The 15,181-nt window shown below is 66.1% G+C and carries 14 protein-coding genes; 10 read left to right on the forward strand and 4 right to left on the reverse strand.

What is annotated here, in order from left to right:
• Positions 1-44 precede the first annotated feature (44 nt).
• Positions 45-560 (forward strand): peptide deformylase, encoded by a 516-nt coding sequence (locus AC14A7_RS13680; RefSeq protein WP_484009978.1) that lies wholly within the window; start codon positions 45-47, stop codon positions 558-560.
• Between the two features lie 51 nt (positions 561-611).
• Here the strand turns inward: AC14A7_RS13680 and AC14A7_RS13685 are convergent, their stop codons facing one another.
• The gene (locus AC14A7_RS13685) at positions 612-2,441 is read right to left on the reverse strand and encodes an AMP-dependent synthetase/ligase (RefSeq protein ID WP_484009980.1); all 1,830 of its coding nucleotides are present in this window, start codon (positions 2,439-2,441) and stop codon (positions 612-614) included.
• Between the two features lie 104 nt (positions 2,442-2,545).
• On the opposite strand from AC14A7_RS13685, the gene AC14A7_RS13690 reads away from it, so the two are divergent.
• The 3 genes from AC14A7_RS13690 to AC14A7_RS13700 all read left to right on the forward strand — a co-directional run bounded on the left by AC14A7_RS13690 (position 2,546) and on the right by AC14A7_RS13700 (position 5,677).
• Positions 2,546-3,493, forward strand: a complete 948-nt coding sequence (locus tag AC14A7_RS13690) for an ROK family glucokinase (RefSeq protein ID WP_484009982.1) — start codon at positions 2,546-2,548, stop codon at positions 3,491-3,493.
• Between the two features lie 9 nt (positions 3,494-3,502).
• On the forward strand, positions 3,503-4,210 hold the full coding sequence (locus AC14A7_RS13695) for a lysophospholipid acyltransferase family protein (protein WP_484009984.1): 708 nt from the start codon (positions 3,503-3,505) through the stop codon (positions 4,208-4,210).
• A gap of 96 nt (positions 4,211-4,306) precedes the next feature.
• On the forward strand, positions 4,307-5,677 hold the full coding sequence (locus AC14A7_RS13700; protein ID WP_484009986.1) for a class II 3-deoxy-7-phosphoheptulonate synthase: 1,371 nt from the start codon (positions 4,307-4,309) through the stop codon (positions 5,675-5,677).
• Between the two features lie 3 nt (positions 5,678-5,680).
• Here AC14A7_RS13700 and pknB read toward each other — a convergent pair whose 3' ends face one another.
• Both pknB and AC14A7_RS13710 read right to left on the reverse strand, forming a co-directional pair.
• On the reverse strand, positions 5,681-7,636 hold the full coding sequence (pknB, locus tag AC14A7_RS13705) for a Stk1 family PASTA domain-containing Ser/Thr kinase (RefSeq protein WP_484009988.1): 1,956 nt from the start codon (positions 7,634-7,636) through the stop codon (positions 5,681-5,683).
• Between the two features lie 57 nt (positions 7,637-7,693).
• Complete coding sequence (locus AC14A7_RS13710) at positions 7,694-8,995, reverse strand: LysM peptidoglycan-binding domain-containing protein (RefSeq protein ID WP_484009990.1); 1,302 nt, start codon at positions 8,993-8,995, stop codon at positions 7,694-7,696.
• 179 nt (positions 8,996-9,174) lie between these two features.
• Here AC14A7_RS13710 and AC14A7_RS13715 point away from each other — a divergent pair, with 179 nt between their 5' ends.
• Entirely contained in the window at positions 9,175-9,513 is a 339-nt protein-coding gene (locus AC14A7_RS13715; RefSeq protein ID WP_484009992.1) for an Rv2175c family DNA-binding protein, read from the forward strand.
• Position 9,514: 1 nt separating this feature from the next.
• Here the strand turns inward: AC14A7_RS13715 and AC14A7_RS13720 are convergent, their stop codons facing one another.
• Entirely contained in the window at positions 9,515-10,630 is a 1,116-nt protein-coding gene (locus tag AC14A7_RS13720; protein ID WP_484009994.1) for a polyprenyl synthetase family protein, read from the reverse strand.
• A 72-nt stretch (positions 10,631-10,702) separates the two neighbouring features.
• Here AC14A7_RS13720 and AC14A7_RS13725 point away from each other — a divergent pair, with 72 nt between their 5' ends.
• The 5 genes from AC14A7_RS13725 to AC14A7_RS13745 all read left to right on the forward strand — a co-directional run bounded on the left by AC14A7_RS13725 (position 10,703) and on the right by AC14A7_RS13745 (position 15,158).
• Positions 10,703-11,089: a DUF3040 domain-containing protein gene (locus AC14A7_RS13725; RefSeq protein ID WP_484009996.1), complete on the forward strand. Its 387-nt coding sequence runs from the start codon at positions 10,703-10,705 to the stop codon at positions 11,087-11,089.
• 224 nt (positions 11,090-11,313) lie between these two features.
• Positions 11,314-11,745, forward strand: a complete 432-nt coding sequence (mraZ, locus tag AC14A7_RS13730) for a division/cell wall cluster transcriptional repressor MraZ (protein WP_484009998.1) — start codon at positions 11,314-11,316, stop codon at positions 11,743-11,745.
• Positions 11,746-11,847: 102 nt separating this feature from the next.
• Positions 11,848-12,798, forward strand: coding sequence for a 16S rRNA (cytosine(1402)-N(4))-methyltransferase RsmH (rsmH, locus tag AC14A7_RS13735; protein ID WP_484010000.1), 951 nt, complete (start codon positions 11,848-11,850; stop codon positions 12,796-12,798).
• Complete coding sequence (ftsL, locus tag AC14A7_RS13740) at positions 12,795-13,391, forward strand: cell division protein FtsL (RefSeq protein ID WP_484010002.1); 597 nt, start codon at positions 12,795-12,797, stop codon at positions 13,389-13,391. The genes rsmH and ftsL overlap by 4 nt, the downstream gene beginning before the upstream one ends.
• Before the next feature lie 27 nt (positions 13,392-13,418).
• A complete protein-coding gene (locus AC14A7_RS13745; protein WP_484010004.1) occupies positions 13,419-15,158 on the forward strand; it encodes a peptidoglycan D,D-transpeptidase FtsI family protein in 1,740 nt (579 codons plus the stop codon).
• The last annotated feature ends 23 nt before the right edge of the window (positions 15,159-15,181 follow it).

Here is a 15,181-nt window from a genome sequence, read left to right on the forward strand (position 1 = left end):
TGCGCGTCCACCACAGCCCATCTGAGACGACTGGAATAACCCGCATGACCGTTCGCCCCATCCGCCTGTTCGGTGACCCCGTGCTGCGATCCGTGTGCGATCCCATCGCACCGGGCGACCCGCGCGCGGCCGCGCTCATCGCCGATCTCCTCGAGGGCGTGGCGCTTCCCGGCCGAGCCGGTCTCGCTGCCAACCAGATCGGCGTCGGCCAACGAGCCTTCAGCTTCAACGTCGACGACGAGATCGGCTACATCATCAACCCCGTCATCGACGAGGTCTCCGGAGAGCCGGAACTGGTCGAGGAGGGATGCCTCTCTGTTCCCGGGTTCTTCTTCCCGCGGTTGCGCTACCCCTACGCGCGCGTCTCTGGAATCGACCTCGATGGCAACCCCGTCGAGCTCAGCGGTGAGGGGCTCATGGCGCAGGCGCTGCAACACGAGGTCGACCACCTCGAGGGTCACCTCTTCATCGAGGGCCTCGAGCCGGAGACGAAGCGCGAGGCGATGCGCGCCATCCGTTCCTCCACCTGGTGGCGAACAGGGGCCTCGGCGCTCGGTTAACGAAGATCGAGCCTGCGAGACGAGGTCTCGACAGGCTCGATCAGCGGTGTGTCAGTGCTTGAGCGAGATGCCCTCTGTCTCGACGGGCGACGAGGTGTAGATGCCCTCGATGACGTCGGCGAAGTCCTCGACGATCACGTTGCGCTTGATGCTCATCTTGGGCGTGAGGTGGCCGCTCGCCTCGGTGAGGTCGGTCGCGAGGATCTGGAACTTGCGGATCGACTCCGCACGGCTGACCTTCGAGTTCGCCGCGTCGACGGCGCGCTGCACCTCGGCGATGACCTTGGGGTTGACGCTTGCCTCTGCCAGGGTGAGGTCGGCATCCTCGCCGTTGTTCTTCAGCCACGCGGGCAGCATCTCGATGTCGAGGGTGATGAGCGCAGAGATGAAGGGCTTCTGGTCGCCGACCACGACGACCTGACCGATGATCGGGTTGGCCCTGATCGGGTCCTCGAGAGCAGCTGGGGCAACGTTCTTGCCACCGGCCGTGACGATGGTTTCCTTCTTGCGGCCGGTGATCTGCAGGTAGCCGTCGTCATCGATCGTTCCGATGTCGCCGGTCTTGAACCACTCGCCGTCCATCGCCTCCGCGGTGGCCTTCTCGTTCTTCCAGTAGCCGTCGAAGACGTTGACGCCGCGCACCCAGATCTCGCCGTCCTCGGCGATCTTGAGGCCGACGCCGGGGAGTGCGGGACCTGTGGTTCCGATCTTGAACTTGGTCGTGAGGTTGACGGTGGCGGGAGCCGTCGTCTCGGTCAGGCCGTAGCCCTCGAGGATCTGCAGGCCGAGGCTGCGGTAGAAGTGGCCGAGGCGCGGACCGAGCGGGGCTGAGCCGGATACGGCGTACTTCACCCGGCCGCCGAGCGCGGCGCGGATCTTGCTGAGCACGAGGCGGTCGAAGACAGCGAACTGGATCTTGAGCCCCAACGGCACCGATCCGGCATCGAGCGCCTTGGAGTGGGCGATCGCGACGTCGGCGGCCTTGCGGAAGATCTTGCCCTTGCCTCCGGCCTCGGCCTTCTGCTCCGACGAGTTGTAGACCTTCTCGAAGACACGGGGAACCGCGAGGAGGAAGGTCGGCTTGAACGAGCCCATCGACGGCAGGAGCAGCTTGGTGTCGGGCTGGTGGCCGACCTTGACTCCGCCGTGGATGCACAGCACGGAGATGAAGCGCGCGAAGATGTGGGCGGTTGTGATGAACAGCAGGGTGGAGGAGTCGGGGTTGACGATGTCCTTCATGACCACGGTCGCGTTGCGAGTCGTCTCGACGAAGTTCGCGTGGGTGAGCACGACGCCCTTCGGCTTGCCGGTGGAGCCGGAAGTGTAGATGAGGGTCGCGATGTCCTTTGCCTTGGCGGTGGTGCGACGACGCTCGATCTCGGCATCCTCGACGCCAGCCCCTGCCGTGGTGATCTTGTCGAGATCGCCGAGTCCGAGCTGCCAGACGTGGGTGACGTCGGGAACCTCGCTGCGGATCTCGTCGAAGCGCGCGAAGTGGTCTGGCGTCTCGGTGATGATGCCGACAGCGCCGGAGTCGGTGAGGTTCCACAGCAGCTGCGCGGGGGAGGAGGTCTCGTACACGGGAACCATGACCGCGCCGGCGAACCACAGTGCGAAGTCGACGAGCGACCACTGGTAGCTCGTCTTGCACATGAAGGCGATCTTGTCTCCGGGCTGCACGCCCGCGTGAGCGAATCCCTTGGCGAGGGCAACCACCTCAGCGTGGAACTGCGCCGCGGTGACGTCGCTCCAGCCACCGTCAGCGGTGGGAAGCGCGAAGATCGCGTGATCTGGCGTGAGCGCTACGCGGTCGACCAGCAGGTCGGTTGCGTTCGCGTTCGGGTCGGCCTCTACTACGGGCTTGGTGAAGGTTTCATTCACGGCGGCAGCTCCCTTGGTACCGTTGCGGACTTTCGTCTCATCATCCTAATCTGCGGCGACGGGCGTCACGCCCCTGTGCCACCGCTGAACTACACTCGTCACTCGTGCATGCCATCGGAATCGACATCGGCGGAACCAAGATCGCCGGCGCCCTCGTCAGCGAAACAGGCGAGATCATCGCCGAGGACCGCGAACCTACTCCTGCCGGAGATCCGACGGCGATCATCGACATCGTCGTCGCCATGATCACCCGGCTCTGGAAGGGCCACGACGTCGCCGCGGCCGGTGTCGCTGCTCCCGGCTTCATCGACGCGACCCAGTCGACGCTGTACTACACGCCCAACATCGCGTGGCGCAACGAGCCGCTGCGCGAGCGGCTCGCCGCCCGCCTCGACCTCGACATCACCATCGACAACGACGCGAACGCGGCCGGATGGGCGGAGTTCCGCTTCGGTGCCGGCCGCAACGTCAGCGACATGACGATGCTGACCATCGGCACGGGCGTTGGCGGCGCGATCGTCACGGAGAACCGCCTGTTCCGCGGTGGCTTCGGCACCGGCGCAGAACTCGGCCACCTCCGGGTCGTGCCCGACGGGCTTCCCTGCGGCTGCGGGGCTCGTGGCTGCATCGAGCAGTACGGATCGGGTCGCGCACTGCTGCGCATGGCCAACGAGATCGCCGATGTCGGCGGCATCGGCCTCGCACTCGCCGACGCCCGCCGTGAGAACGGAGAGCTCAACGGCCACATCGTCGGCGAGTTCATCGCTGCTGGCGATCCCGGCGCCATCCATGCCCTGCAGGAGCTCGGCCGCCATCTCGGCGCCGCCTGCGCATCCCTTGGCGCCGTGCTCGATCCGGAGCTCTTCGTCATCGGCGGAGGAGTGTCGGTCGCCGGAGACCTGTTGCTCGATCCGATCCGCGAGGCCTACCTCCAGCACCTTCCGGCGCGCGGGTACCACCCAGAGGCCCAGTTCGTGATCGCAGAGCTCGTCAATGACGCCGGCGTTGTCGGCGCGGCCGACCTCGCACGCATCCATTCACTCGCGCGGTAGGTTAGTCCGATGTTCTACTGGATCATGAAGAACCTGGTCGCCGGGCCGCTTCTCAAGACGGTCTTCCGGCCGTGGGTCGTCGGAACAGAGAATATCCCGCGCACCGGCCCCGTGATCCTCGCCAGCAACCACCTGTCGTTCATCGACTCGATCTTCCTCCCGCTGGTGATCGACCGCCGCATCTCGTTCCTTGCCAAGAGCGACTACTTCCATGGCCGCGGTTTCGGCGGCTGGTTCGTCAAGAACTTCCTGCTCGGCACCGGCATGCTGCCGATCGACCGCTCCGGCGGCAAGGCGTCGGAGGCCTCGCTCAACACCGGCCTCAAGGTGCTCGCCAACGGCAACGTGCTCGGAATCTACCCGGAGGGCACGCGCAGCCCCGATGGCACGATGTACCGAGGCAGAACCGGCGTTGCCCGCATGATCCTCGAGGGCCACGTTCCGGTGATCCCGGTGGCGATGATCGACACAGACAAGGTCATGCCGATCCACGCGAAGATCCCCAAGGTGCACCGAATCGGCATCATCTTCGGCGAGCCACTCGACTTCTCGCGCTTCGAGGGCCTCGAGGGCGACCGGTTCATCCTCCGGTCGATCACCGACGAGATCATGTACGAGCTGCAGAAGCTCAGCAAGCAGGAGTACGACGACGTCTACGCCTCCTCGGTGAAGGAACGACTGTCGTCGTCGAAGCCGGGTCCTGCCTCGACCACCTAGCCGTCGCCACTGCGATACGCACTCCGCCGACGCGTTAGGCTCGATCACGCTGCCGTGTGCAGCTTCACACCCGTCATTGCCTGTTAGGAACTTCCCGTGGTCGACCCGTCCGAGCAAATAGTCCTCGCTGATCCCTCGGTGATCGCCGGGCTCGACTATTGGCGCGAGCTGCCGATCAAGCAGCAGCCGCAGTGGCCGGATGCCGCAGCAGTAGCAGCGGCGTCCGCTGAGATCGCGACGCTTCCGCCGCTGGTTTTCGCGGGTGAGGTCGACATCCTCCGTGAGCGCCTCGCGCGCGCGGCTCGGGGAGACGCCTTCCTTCTCCAGGGTGGTGATTGCGCAGAGACCTTCGCCGGCGCGACTGCAGAGCAGATCCGCAACCGGGTCAAGACCATCCTTCAGATGGCCGTCGTGCTCACCTACGGCGCATCCATGCCTGTCGTCAAGATGGGCAGGATGGCCGGCCAGTTCGCCAAGCCACGCTCCAACGACATGGAGACTCGCGATGGCGTCACGCTGCCGGCCTACCGCGGCGACATCGTCAATGGCTACCCGTTCACCCCGGAGTCCCGCGAGGCCGACCCACGCCGACTCGTGCAGGGGTACCACACGGCTGTCTCGACCCTCAATCTGATCCGCGCGTTCACGCAGGGCGGCTTCGCCGACCTCCGCCAGGTGCACTCGTGGAACAAGGGCTTCGCCTCCAATCCGGCGAACCACCGCTACGAGAAGCTCGCCAACGAGATCGACAAGGCGATCCGGTTCATGGAGGCCGCGGGAGCAGATTTCGACGAGCTCAAGCGCGTCGAGTTCTACACGAGCCACGAGGGCCTGCTCATGGACTACGAGCGCCCGATGACCCGCATCGACTCCCGCAACGGCGAGCCGGTCAACACCTCTGCGCACTTCCTCTGGGTGGGGGAGCGCACGCGCGACCTCGACGGCGCGCACATCGACTACTTCAGCCGTGTGCGCAATCCGATCGGCGTCAAGCTCGGTCCGACGACGAGTCCAGACGACATGAAGCGGCTCATCGACAAGCTCGATCCCGATCGCGAGCCCGGTCGCCTCACCTTCATCACGCGGATGGGTGCGGAGAAGGTCCGCGACGCCCTCCCGCCGCTGCTCGAGGCCATCAAGGGCCACGATGCAACGCCCCTGTGGGTCACCGACCCGATGCACGGCAACGGGCTCACCACGCCGAATGGATACAAGACCCGTCGTTTCGACGACATCGTCGACGAGGTGAAGGGGTTCTTCGAGTCGCACCGCGCGGTCGGCACCTACCCGGGCGGCATCCATATCGAGCTCACCGGCGACGACGTCACCGAGTGCCTCGGTGGATCAGAGCACATCGACGAGGCGACGCTTGCGACGAAGTACGAGTCGCTCTGCGACCCGCGACTCAACCACATGCAGTCGCTGGAGCTCGCCTTCCTGGTGGCAGAGGAACTCGCCGCTTTCTAGGCCTTACAAGTCGTAGAACGACTTGATCGTGATCGTGCTTCCTCGCTTGAGGGACTCTCCCCCAGGGGAGTGCGACTGCACCTCTGCGCTCGTCCAGAACGCCGGTGGCACGTTGGTGTCGACGATCACGACGAACTCTGCGGCGGTGAGCAGCGCCTTCGCTTCTGTAATCGACTTCCCGTCGATATCGGGCACCGCAACGAGGTCGACGCCCTTCGAGAGGATGATGAGCACGGTGTCGCCGACGAAGACCGGTGCGTCTGCCGTCTCGGGCTGAACTCCGATGGCGGTGTCGGCGGCGACGGTGTCGCTGAACGATCGTGGGCCCTCGGTGCCGACCAGGTCGACTTCCGCGAGCTTTGCAACGGCTGCGTCGAAGCTGAGCCCGGAGACGTCGGGAATCGGCCCGGCGGAGACGGTGAGCCACACCGGCCGCTGGTCGTAGTAGGTGCTGCCTTCTTCTAGCGCGATCTCTGTGGTCTGGTCGTCGGCCACACCGTAGACAGCGAGAACCGTTCCGGCTGGCGTATCGGCACTGAACTGCTCTCGACGCTTGTCGTTGTCGAGCACGAAGCCGACTTCGGCGATTGCATCCGTCGCCTCGTCCTCCGTCAGACCGACGAGTGGGGGAACCGTCTTCGGCTCCGGTCCCTTCGACACGAGCACGGTGACCGAGGTGTCGCGCGGCAGAGCCGTGCCAACGGCGGGGTCGGAGCCGGCCACGAGTCCTGCAGCAACGACGGGGTCGTACACCTGCACCGTCATGTCCTCTACCGTCAGCCCGAGCTCGGTGAGCTGCGCCGTAGCCGCCTCGACCGAGAGTCCGACGATGCTGTCTGGCACCGTCACCCGGGAGCCCGGACCCGTGCCGAACCACCATGCTGTGCCGCCAGCGAGAGCGACGACGAGCAGGATGGAGCCGAACAGCCACCAGCCGCGCTTTCGCCTCTTCTCCGTCACGGCCGTCAACGACGATGTGGCATCCGAGACGACGGGACCGGTGGCCGCGGGCGCGCGCCCACCGATCACCTGGGTCTCTGCATCGGAGCCGACGAAACCGGCCGCTGGCATGACCATGGTGCGCTGCACGCTGGTCTGGGCAGTTGGCAGCGCGGTGCGCAGCAGGTCGCGGGTCTCGAGGAGCTGGTCGAGCAGTGCCCGTGCATCGCGAGGGCGCTCGTCTGGCTCACGGGCCGTCGCCCAGAGTACGAGCTCATCGAGCTCGGCGGGCACGCGCGAGTTGCGAAGGCTCGGAGCCGGCACGGAGTCGTTGGCGTGCTGGTACGCGATCTGCATCGGCTGCTCGCCTCGGAACGGCTGCTCGCCGGCGAGCATCTCGTACATCATGATTCCGACCGCATAGATGTCGCTGCGGGTATCGGCGATCCCGCGTGTGACGAGCTCTGGTGACAGGTAGGCAATCGTGCCGAGCAGCGCGGCACCGGTTGCCGTGTTGGCGGAGGCCGCTCTAGCGAGGCCGAAGTCGCCGATCTTGATGCGACCGTCGTCGGCCAGCAGCACGTTCTCTGGCTTGAGGTCGCGGTGCACGATGCCCGCCTTGTGCGCCGCGGAAAGGCCGGCAAGCACGGCTTCGAGGATGTCGAACGTCTGGTCTGTCGTCAGGATCGCCCGCTCCTGCAGCAGGTCCCGGAGGGTGATGCCTGGCAGGTACTCCATGACGAGGTATGCCATCTCGGTGTCCTGGCCCTGGTCGAAGACGTTGACGACGTTGGGGTGGGCAAGCCGCGCTGCGGATCTCGCCTCCTGGATGAATCGCTCGCGGAACTTGCTGTCGTCGGCAAGGTGGCCGTGCATGATCTTGATGGCGACACGGCGTTCGAGACGCAGGTCGGTGGCGAGGTACACCGTCGCCATACCGCCGCGGGCGATGCGGTTGCGCACCTGGTATCTGCCGTCGACAAGACGGCCGATCATCGGGTCCGAGGTGTTGACGCTCACCGTACGATTGTAGGTTTCGCGGCTGGATGAGCCGTGTTGGACACGGCGTGCACCGGATTAGCCCAGTTCGGCGAACCAGACCCGCGCAGATGCCTCCCACTTGGCGTAGGCGGTGGGATAGGCGGATACCTGCACCTTCTGAGCCGCCTGAGTAAGCGTCATCGACTGCCAGCCGGTGATGTCGAGCAGGCCGCGTGTGATGCCCTTATTGGGGTTCGACGGCCCGCCGTAGAACAGCCGTGCGGCATGACGGGCATCGGTGAGCTGGGTGACCGTGCCCCATCCCGCGCTCGGTCGCTGCTGGTAGAGCCCCACCGAGTCGAGATGGCCGTACGAGAGGTTGCGAAGGCTCGACTCCTGCATGGCGGTCGCCAGCGCGATGATGATGCCGTAGTCGGGAACGCCGAGCTCCCGGCCGACGGCGATGATCGTCTTCGCGCTCTGCTCCTGGTCGTCGGCAAGCAGGGTTATGCCGGAAGTGACCCCCGCGGTCGTCGTTGTCGTGGTGACGCCGGGGATGAGGAGGGTGCGACCGGTGTAGATGATGCTGGTCCTGCTGAGTCCGTTTGCATCGAGAACAGCCTGCAGGGTCACGCCGAACTTCGCCGCGATCCTCGACAGGTTGTCGCCCGACTGGATGACATAGCTGCCGTTCACGGGGCCGGGCGCGGCGGGTGCAGGCGAGGTCGGAGCGGGAGCCGGGGTGACCGACGAGACGGGGGTTGCCGCCAGCACCGGCGTCGCGCCGGGGATCGCCAGCTTCTGGCCGGGGTAGATGATGCTCGACCACGTGAGGTCGTTGGCGGTGAGAACCGACTGTGTGGTCACACCGAAGCGGGCGGCGATGCGGCCAACAGTGTCGCCCCTGGCGATCACATAGCTGGACGGCGTGGCCGGCGTTGCGGCGATCGGCGTGGCCGCGACGGGCGCGGTTGCCGAATTCGTGAGTCGCAGCACCTGGCCGGGGTAGATGGTCGAACTGGCGCTGAGGCCATTCCTCGAGAGCACGGATGAGGTGGACAGCCCGTATCGACCGGCGATGCCGCTGACGGTGTCGCCCCGCACAACGGTGTAGGTGGCGGGCGCCGGAAGCGCAGGCACCCGTGCGGCAGTCGATGTCGCAGCGAGTGCGGCGTCGCCGCCCGTCGTCGCGTGGGGCTTGTGGTCGGTGCGGGCAACTGTGACCGTCGCGGTTCCAACGAGGCTCATCGCCATCGTGCCGACGAGGATGATCGGCATCGTGGGGTTGGCGCTCTTGGCCACCCGTTCCTCATAGCTGAAGGGGCGCCGCGAGGGGGCCAGCCCGCCGAAGATCGCGCGAGCGCGGTCTGCCGATTCGTGCATCTCACTGTCGGTCATGGTTCCCCCTGAGCATTCGCCACCGCTGTTCCGGCCAGAGGGTGCAGCGATGTTCCATCCCAACGTGACACATGTGCACACTCAAGTCAATTACCGTGACCAATGTGGTTTGAAGAAACATGTTGGAAACAATCGCGCCAATGGTGGGTCATGACACCGCTGCATGGCACTCTTGACGGGTGACTGATTCGACCGACTACCGCTGGCTGACCATCCCCGATCTGACCGAGCTTCTCGGGCTCAAGGTGAGCCAGGTTCGCCGGCTCATCGAGGATCGCGCGCTGCTCGCCCGACGGGTGGACGGCGTGTGGAAGGTTCCAGAGCAGTTCCTCAAGGGCGGCGAGCCGCTCGGCGAGCTCAAGGGAACAATCGTGCTCCTCGGCGATCTCGGCTTCACCGACGACGAGGCCATGGACTGGCTGCTCAACGAGGAGGACAGTCTCGGCACGAGTCCCATCGATGCGCTCCGCGCGGGCCGCAAGGCCGAGGTGCGGCGGGTGGCGCAGGCGCTCCTGTAGGTCAGGATGTGCGGCGGATGACCGTGTCGGCCAGCGCTGTCAGCTGCGCGCGCGCCGATCCGCTGAGCGGGGCATCCGCTATCGCATCGATGGCTGCCCTCGAGTTCGCCTCGATGATGCGCTCGACCTCGTCGACGGCACCGCTGTCGCGAATCGTCGCCTGAAGCATCGCCACTTGCGAGTTGGTGATCTCTGGATCTCCCAGCAGCTCGTCGAGAAGGCGTCGCGCGCTCGGCGGGAGCTTCTGCCGAGCAATGGCGATAAGCACCGTTCTCTTGCCTTCGCGCAGGTCATCGCCAGACGGCTTGCCCGTGACCTCAGGATCGCCGAAGACCCCGAGCATGTCGTCGCGCAGTTGGAAGGCGACCCCGAGCGGGAGTCCGAACTCACGCAGGGCGCTGATCTGCGCGAGGCTCGCTCCTCCGAGCGACGCGCCGATCGCCAGGGGAGCCTCGACGCTGTACTTGGCCGACTTGTAGACGATCACCCGGTTGGCCCGCGACAGCTGCTCTGCCTCTGGCTGGCGCGCCCACGCACTCTCCTCGAGGATGTCGAGGTACTGGCCGACCGTGACCTCCATGCGCATGAGCGTGAACTCCGTCCGCGCGGCGATGCGGGCATCGAGGTTCTCGAGCTTCTGCAGGCCGTCGGCGAAGAGCTCGTCGCTCCAGCTCAGCAGCAGGTCGCCGAGGAGCAGCGCCGACGAGGTGCCGAATGGCGCGGGATTGCCCAGCCAATTGCTCTCACGGTGCAGGGTCTCGAAGCGTCGGTGCGCAGACGGCTTGCCTCGTCGAGTGTCGGAGTTGTCCATGATGTCGTCGTGCACGAGAGCCGCAGCGTGGAACACCTCGAGTGCGGTCGCCGCCAGGAGAACACTGCCTACCTCGCTCGACGACTTGGACGAGTCGCTCTCGAACAGGTCGGGTGCCGCCACGGACTGCCATCCCCAGTAGCAGAAGAGTGCGCGAAACCGCTTGCCGCCGGCGAGGAACTCGCGCGAGAAGTCGACGAAGGGCATGAGTTCTGGAGCGATCGCGGCAAGGTCTGGTGCCCGGGCGTCGAGAAAGGAGTCGATCGTAGACTGCACTAGATCGACTAACCGCGTACTCTCAGCCACCGTCCTAGCCTAGTTCGGCTGGCGGGGCGTATTATTGCGGTACCTAGCATGAACGAGGATCGAGGGACCGGGATGCCACTTTCCGAACAGGAGCAGCGCCTCCTCGACGAGATGGAGCGCAATCTCTACCAGAACGACGCAGACTTCGTCGCGACGGTTGGCGCGCGCCGCGGGCGCCCCAACTACCGGGGGATCGTTCTCGGCGTCGTGGTGGTGGTGCTCGGCATCACCGCATTGATCGTCGGGGTGGCGATCCGCCAGCCCATCATCGGCGTGGTCGGATTCGCGGTCATGTTCGGCGGGGTGCTGATCGCCTTTGCTCCAGCTCGCTCCCTGCCCGGGTCTGCACGGTCTGCTGGGCCGTCCGGCTCGTCGGGCGCGCAGAAGCCACGACGAAACGGCGGATTCATGGACGCGATCACCGATCGCTGGGAGCGTCGCCAGGACCGCGACAACTAGTCGCCCGCTCCACCATCTGAAGGACCGACCTCGCGTCGGTCCTTTTTTTGTGCCCGGTTTCGGCGCGGTGGATGAGATTTCCCTCCACCTGCAAATCGTTGCCAATATTGGGCTGTTTGCCACGTGATGCCGTATTCTGGGCAAATTCCCTAGATTCGTGGTTGAAAGTGGAGTAAAGTGGAGGAAACCTAAACCTAGGCCGGTGAGTGGAGGGGAGTGCACCTGTGTTTCTTGGCACGCACGCACCCAAGCTCGATGAGAAGGGCCGCGTCATCCTTCCGGCGAAGTTCCGCGACGAGCTCTCGGCCGGCCTCGTGATCACGCGTGGCCAGGAGCGCTGCCTCTACGTGTTCAGCCAGCGCGAGTTCGAGTCCATCCACGAGAAGATCAGCCAGGCATCCGTGACCGACAAGCGCGGGCGTGACTTCCTCCGCCTGTTCCTCTCCGGTGCGAGCCAGGAGCAGGCAGACGGCCAGAACCGCGTCACTATTCCGGTCGGGCTCCGCGAATACGCGGGGCTTGACCGTGACCTGACGGTGATCGGAGTCGGCAACCGTGCCGAGATCTGGGACACCGCCGCATGGGAGTCCTACTACTCCGACAACGAGAGCGACTTCTCCAACACCGCGGAGGAGGTGATTCCCGGACTCTTCTAGCCCCGTGGCGCTGACTCCCAGCCGTTCGCTACGCCCTGACACTCTTCCCCGATGTCAGGTCGGAATGGATGGGGATCAGCATCCCGGGTCAGGCCGGCAGCTATGACTGAACAGATCCACACCCCGGTGAACCTCGCGCGCACGCTCGAGCTGCTCGCCCCTGCACTGTCCGTCGAGGGCGCCGTCGTCGTCGACGCGACGCTTGGAATGGGAGGGCACGCCGCCGCGATGCTCGAGGCCCACCCCGGCCTGCGGCTCATCGGACTCGACCGAGACCTCGACGCCCTCGCGATCGCACGGCAGCGGCTCGCGCCGTTCGGCGATCGGGTGACCCTCGTTCACACCGTCTACGACCGCATCCTCGATGTTCTCGACGACCATGGCCTCGAGTCGGTCAGCGCCGTGCTGTTCGACCTCGGCGTGTCCTCGCTCCAGCTCGACGAGGTCGACCGCGGGTTCTCCTACTCGCAGGACGCCCCGCTCGACATGCGCATGGACGCCTCCTCCGGTGTGACGGCGGCCAGCATAATCGCCGAGTACTCCGAGTCGGAGCTTCGCCGCATCTTCTACGAGTACGGCGAGGAGAAGCTCGCCCCCCGCTACGCGAGCAAGATCGTGCAGCGCAGGGCCATCGAGCCCATCACGCGTTCCGGCCAGCTCGTCGATGTCATCGTCGCGGCGACACCAGCAGCCGTGCAGCGCTCCGGTCACCCGGCCAAGCGGGTCTTCCAGGCTCTCCGCATCGAGGTCAATCGGGAGCTCTCGGTGCTCGAGACCGCTATTCCCGACGCCCTCGACGCGCTTGCCGTCGGTGGTCGCATCGTCGTACTCGCCTACCAGTCGCTGGAGGACCGCATTGTCAAGCGGGAGTTCGCGGCGCGTTCGGCCTCGACCGCGCCGGCCGGCCTTCCCGTCGAGCTGCCGCAGCACAAGCCGGAGTTCAAGCTCCTCGTGCGGGGCGCAGAGCTCGCCGGCGAGGAAGAGCGCGCCGTCAACACGCGTGCCATCCCCGTGCGGCTCCGTGCCGCAGAGCGCCTTCGGAGCGTCGAATGAGCGCCGCCCTCGCCTACGCGGAGCCGCAGCACGCGCCCAGTCGCGCACCGCAGCGGGATGCGCGCCCGCGTCACATCGAGATCGCACCGTCGCGCGCTCAGCGGCGTTCGCGCCCGCGATCCTTCTACGCGATCGTCGCCGTCACCAGCGTCTTCGCGCTGCTGCTCGCGCAGCTCATGCTGAGCATCCTGCTCTCCGATGGCGCCTATCAGATCGCCGAGCTCCAGAGCGAGCAGAAGCAGCTCGCCCGCACAGAGCAGGCGCTCAACGAGGACCTCGACCTCCTTGGCTCGCCGCAGAGCCTCGCCATGCGGGCGGAGGCGCTGGGAATGGTGCTCGGCACCAACGCCCCGGTGTTCCTCCGTCTCTCCGACGGTGTCGTCTCCGGCTACCCGACCCCTGCGGCGGGAGCCGCCGGCGCGATCGGAGCCGACGGCGGACTCGTCGCCAACGCGCTCCTCACCGATCCCGCGGCGGATCCCCTCGCAGGCGAGGGCGAGTCTGGCGTGAGTGGCGCGCCTTCTGCCCCAACGGCAAACGCCTCGGTACCGTCGAACGGCGGCGGACCGCTGCCATCACCCCAGACCCGGTAGCGCCGTGTCCAGGAAGGACGACAACGAGTGATCAACGCGCGCAGCACGCCGCGACGCCTGACGCTCACGATCGTCGCGCTCCTCGCCGTCGTCGTCGTGTTCTCCGGGCGGCTCATCGACATCCAGGTGGTCCGCGCTGAGACGCTCAACGAGCAGTCTCTCGGCAAGCGCTCCGTTGCCGTCGTGACCTACGGCGCGCGCGGGGCGATCGTCGACGCGAACGGCGTCGCGCTGGCGTCGAGCGTCGACCGGTTCGACATCACGGCTAGCCCCAAGAACGTCAAGGACATCAAGCGCAAGGGCGTCACGATCACCGTGCAGGAGCTGATCGCGCAGCTCGCCGAGGCGACCGGGGAGGACGCGGCAACGATCACCGCGTCCCTGGAGAAGAACCCCGAGTCCGATTTCGCCTTCGTCAGCAAGCTCGCGACCCTCGAGGTGCGCGGCAAGGTGCGCGACCTCAAGATCCCATGGGTCTACGACCAGGTGCACCCGAGCCGCACCTATCCGCTCGGCGCCGTTGCCGGCAACCTGGTCGGATTCCTCGGCACAGACGGCCCCCTTGCCGGCCTTGAGTACAGCTATGACGCGTGCCTTGCACCGACCGATGGCTCGTCGACCTACGAGAAGAGCAAGGACGGCGTTCGGCTGCCCGGCAGCACCGTGACCACGACAGAGCCCGTCGACGGGGGAAAGCTGCGACTCACCATCGACGCGGACTTCCAGTGGTACGTGCAGGAGCAGCTCGCGACCCAGGCGCAGGTCGTCGGCGCCGACTGGGGAACGGCGGCGGTCGTCCGTGTCAGCGACGGCCACATCATGGCGCTCGCCGACTACCCCTCGGTCGATCCCAACAACGTCGACGGAGTGCCGAACACCGCTCTCGGCTCGCTGGCGTTCTCCACCCCGTACGAGCCCGGATCCACGTTCAAGCCGATGACAGTCGCCATGCTCATCGACCAGGGCAAGGTCGAGATCACCGACCGCATGGTGGTGCCTGGCCGTATCTACTTCAACGACGGGCACTACATCAAAGACGTCTGGGCGCACGGCGACCTCAACATGACCGTCGCCGGCGTGCTGATGAACTCCTCGAACACCGGCATCTCCCTCCTCTCAGACAAGCTCACGAAAGACCAGCGCTACGACTACCTGACCAAGTTCGGCATCGGCAGCAGAACCGGGGCGTTCCCGGGGGAGTCAGCCGGTTCCCTGCCAGCGACCTCGGAGTGGGAGCGCGTTCGCAACTACAACATCGCGTTCGGCCAGGGCGTCTCCGCCACGAGTGCGCAGATGGCCTCCGTCTACCAGACACTCGGAAACAACGGGGTGCGGATGCCGCTGACGCTCGTCGAGGGATGCACCCTTCCCGACGGAACCGTCACAGAGCTGCCGCCGACGGAGGGCACCCGCGTGGTGTCGGAGTACGCCGCCGACCAGACCGTTCTCGCTCTCGAGACGATCGTCACGAAGAGCGCGCTGACCAAGCTCATCACGATTCCCGGCTACCGCATCGCGGCGAAGTCCGGCACGGCAGAGGTGGCAGAGGGGGGCGAGTACACCAACGACCGCATCGTCTCCCTCGCCGGGCTCGTGCCGGCCGACAACCCGGAGTACGCGGTTGTCGTCACCCTCGGCAAGCCAGATATCCTTAAGTCGTCGGTCGCCGCGGCGCCGACCTTCAAGAACATCATGACCCAGATCATCAAGACCTTCCGGGTGGAGCCGTCTCCGACGGCGTCACCAGACATCCCGGTTGCCTGGTGACCACCGACCCCGAAATGAGCAGT

The sequence above is a fragment of the Conyzicola sp. genome, from assembly GCF_057073975.1.

Excerpts from the sequence above, each read along its gene's own strand:
- AC14A7_RS13680 (WP_484009978.1), top strand. The coding sequence starts at position 45 with ATGACCGTTCGCCCCATCCGCCTGTTCGGTGACCCCGTGCTGCGATCC.
- AC14A7_RS13695 (WP_484009984.1), top strand. The coding sequence starts at position 3,503 with ATGTTCTACTGGATCATGAAGAACCTGGTCGCCGGGCCGCTTCTCAAG.
- AC14A7_RS13710 (WP_484009990.1), bottom strand. The coding sequence starts at position 8,995 with ATGACCGACAGTGAGATGCACGAATCGGCAGACCGCGCTCGCGCGATC.
- AC14A7_RS13725 (WP_484009996.1), top strand. The coding sequence starts at position 10,703 with ATGCCACTTTCCGAACAGGAGCAGCGCCTCCTCGACGAGATGGAGCGC.
- rsmH (WP_484010000.1), top strand. The coding sequence starts at position 11,848 with ATGACTGAACAGATCCACACCCCGGTGAACCTCGCGCGCACGCTCGAG.
- ftsL (WP_484010002.1), top strand. The coding sequence starts at position 12,795 with ATGAGCGCCGCCCTCGCCTACGCGGAGCCGCAGCACGCGCCCAGTCGC.